This window comes from Dietzia maris (assembly GCF_014144855.1).
Taxonomy (GTDB): Bacteria; Actinomycetota; Actinomycetes; order Mycobacteriales; family Mycobacteriaceae; genus Dietzia; species Dietzia kunjamensis.
The window spans coordinates 1-3,141 of record NZ_JAALDN010000210.1 but is presented as its reverse complement, the minus strand read 5'-3'; the positions used below and the strand labels follow the sequence as shown (position 1 = coordinate 3,141).

The following is a 3,141-nucleotide window of genomic DNA, read 5'->3' as shown; positions in this document are numbered from 1 at the left end:
GAGCAGGAATCTACTCCCTGGTGTCCCGGGGGAGCGTGGGGCCGGAGAGGTCCTCGGGGCTCGGCTGGTCGGTCGCCTCGTCGGGGTCCCTCGGTGCCTCCGGGTCCGCCTGGCCGGGCGCCCCGGCCTGGCCGGTGGACGACGCCGCCGGCGACCCCGCCGACGACCCGGACTGCCCCTCGCCTCCGGTGAGCTGGCGGTCGGCACCGGAGTCGGAACCCGAGTCGAGCCCCATCGAGGCGCGGATCTGCTCGAGCTTGCTCTTGCCCTCGGATTCGCGCGTGAACGCGGCGGCGTCGAGCTGTGCGGTCGATGTTGCGCCGGTCGCCTCGGCGAGCTCCTGCTTGCCCAGTGCGGTGGTGTAGCGGCCCTCGATCTTGGCGCGGATCTCGTCGAAGGTCGGGGAGTTGCCGCCGCCGGCGCCCTGCAGGGAGGTCATGGACTCGGTGGTCCGGTGCTGCATCTCGGCCTGGGTGGCCTGCAGGAGCAGCTGATCCTCCTGCGCCAGCGTCTCGCGCAGCCGGTGCTCGGACTCCTTCACCGCCTGCTTGGCCTGCTCTGCGGCCTGCACCGCCTGGCCGTGCAGCTGCTTGGTGTGGTCCAGGTCCTGCTCCAGCGCCACCAGCCGCCCGGCGAGCTGCTCGGCCTGGGTGTCGAACTGCTGGGCGCGGGCGGTGTCGCCCTCGGCGCGCGCCTGCTCGGCCACCTGCAGCGTCTGACGGATCTGTCCCTGCACCTCCTCGAGCTGCCGCGACTTGGTGCCCATGGCGATCTCGAGCTGCTTGGCGTTGCCGATCACCGCGGCCGCCTGGTCGGACACCGACTTGTGCTGGTCGCGCGCGTGGTTCATCGCCTGGCGCACGAGGATCTTGGGGTCCGCGTTGTCGTCGACCGACTTGTCCAGCGAGGCCTTGAGGTAGTTCCAGCCTTTGGCGAAGGGGTTCGGCATGGCGGCGTCCTTAGATGTCTCGGTGTCAGGGGTCGGTGTCAGGTGTCCCGGCGGCGGCGCGGTTCGTGCTCCTACCTCTTGACGGTACCGATCAGCGCGGCCACCGGCAGGGCGGTCCGTGGCAGGTACGGCTGACGCCACAATCCGCCGGATGCCGCTCCCGACGACTCGTGCTGCCATTGCACGTCCACCTGCGGCCGGCCCACGTTGAGGTCGTGGACCATCAGCGCGGCGAGCAGGGCGGCGGAGGTGTCGGGCGCGAAGATCTCGATGCCGAAGGCGTGGGCGCCCTTGTAGGTGGCGGCGAGGATCTTGTTCTTGGTCACCGAGTGGGTGTCGGTGGCGGGGGCGACGTTGACCGAGACGGTGTGTCCGTCGGCGAACGCGGTGGTGGCCCGCCAGCGCTGCACCCGCTTGGCCAGGGTGTAGTTGGGCCCCTGCTGGGGGACGAGGGCGTCGTGCACCGCCGGGCCGTGGCCGGCGGGGTAGTTGCGGGCGAAGACCTTGCCGCGGGCGACGGAACCGACGAGTCGCTTGACGTCGGTGATCTTGCGCGACGCGAGTGCCGCGTTGGCGGCCTCCCGGACGTTCGGGGGGACGACGAAGGTGTCCATCGGGGTGGCGAGGTAGGCGAGCGCGTCGGCGGTGTTGTCGCGGAGGAGGTCGACGACGAGGGCGTCCGCCGCGGAGGAGAGCTGGACGTGGGTTCCGCCGTCCGCGTAGAAGTAGCTGCCCACGGTGAGCGGTGCGGGGGCCGCGGCCCTGGCCCATGCCGCGAGTTCGGGGAGCTGGGTGAGCAGGTCGATGCCGGGGCGGCCGTCCGGTCCGGTGGGGACGTGCAGGCGCCCGGCGAATGTCGATGCCTGTTCGCGGAAGCGCTCCCACGCCGGACTCGACGGCAGGTCGACGCCCATCACGTCGGCACCCCACTGCAGGAGGCGGCGAGCAGGTCCCATCTCCGAGCCGAGGCCCAGGACGAGCATGGCGCGGCCGGGCAGGGAGAGCCACTGGGGATTGTCCTGCACGAGTTTCAGTGCGTCGGCGCAGCTGGGTTCGATCACACCGGCCGCAACCCACTTGTCGAGCCGGGCGCGCAGGAGGTCGCCGGTCAGTTCTTCGCCGCGGAAGGGGATGGACAGCTCGCGGACCGGGGTCGCCGTGCCCTGGATCGTGTCGGTCGTCGGGGTGTTGGTGGGGGCGACGACGGCGAGGTAGTCCGACATCGGGGTCTCCACGGACTGCCCGGCTGTGTCGTGCACGCCGACCATGCGGGACTGCAGCGACTCGAGGGCGGCCCGCGCGACGCCGTCCCAGGCCGCCTGGTCGGACACCCCGGCGCTGACGAGTTCGGTGAAGGGCTCGATGTAGCCCTTACGCCAGTCCTTGATCCGGTGGACGCGCTCGGAGGCGGCCGGGTCCACGGTGGAGAGTGCGTCCGCGACGACGTCCTTGGCCAGCCGTCCTGTCGAGCGGCTCCCGGAGGAATCGGTGGGGAAGAGGACTCCGGTGGTGCTCGATGCCATGACGCTCCTGAAGGTTGGGGATAATCCGAGGTTAACCTCAACTTCGGTCGGCGTGGTTCAACTCCGCCCAGTCTTGGACTCCTTGACGGCGCCACCACCCGAATGTGTGATTAAACTCACCCAACGGGCAATTGCCAGTAATCAGTTAAAGCGAGTTTATTTCTTAATACTTACATATGCCGAGGTCGTGGGCCGAGAACGCCAGTGTGGGGCCCGATTTGGCGTCTAGCTGCGAGGTTGGCCAACCGCCCATCGTTGGCGTGTTGCTGTGTCATAGAAGAGCGTGGTGTAACAGCCCTGAGTATTACCTCGATATGGTGATGACACGATCGAACGGCGGGTGGTCAAGGCCACGTGCCGGGCCGGCGAGCAGGGGGAGATTCCGAATCGCCGCGTCGTCAACGACAACAGGAAGGCAATTCCTATGAACAACTCGAAGCGCATGCTGGCCGTCATCGCGGCTGCCGGACTCGCCATGGGCACCCTGCCGGGTGTCGCCAACGCGCAGGGTAGTGCTGAGCTCGGCGTGGACCTCGGGGCCGCCCTCGGTTCCGGCGACCTCGCCCTCGACCTCGCCGTTGACCTCGGTTCGGACACTGCTGGTCTGCCGGATGCCGGTGACCTGCCGGCCGGCTCCCTCGGGGATCTGACGGGTCCGGATGGTTCGCT

At 69.2% G+C, this 3,141-nt stretch carries 3 protein-coding genes; 1 reads left to right on the top strand and 2 read right to left on the bottom strand.

Annotated elements, in window-relative coordinates; genetic code table 11:
* Positions 1-10: 10 nt before the first annotated feature.
* Entirely contained in the window at positions 11-949 is a 939-nt protein-coding gene (locus G6024_RS07445; protein ID WP_096906679.1) for a PspA/IM30 family protein, read from the bottom strand.
* Between the two features lie 71 nt (positions 950-1,020).
* Positions 1,021-2,472 carry a hypothetical protein gene (locus tag G6024_RS07440; RefSeq protein WP_159148388.1) on the bottom strand — a complete coding sequence of 484 codons (1,452 nt, stop codon included), beginning with the start codon at positions 2,470-2,472 and terminating at the stop codon, positions 1,021-1,023.
* Positions 2,473-2,896: 424 nt separating this feature from the next.
* On the opposite strand from G6024_RS07440, the gene G6024_RS07435 reads away from it, so the two are divergent.
* A partial coding sequence (locus G6024_RS07435; protein WP_200841558.1) for a hypothetical protein occupies positions 2,897-3,141 on the top strand: 245 nt, incomplete at its 3' end.

Coding starts and splice junctions, on each gene's coding strand:
- G6024_RS07445 (WP_096906679.1), bottom strand. CDS start 949: ATGCCGAACCCCTTCGCCAAAGGCTGGAACTACCTCAAGGCCTCGCTG.
- G6024_RS07440 (WP_159148388.1), bottom strand. CDS start 2,472: ATGGCATCGAGCACCACCGGAGTCCTCTTCCCCACCGATTCCTCCGGG.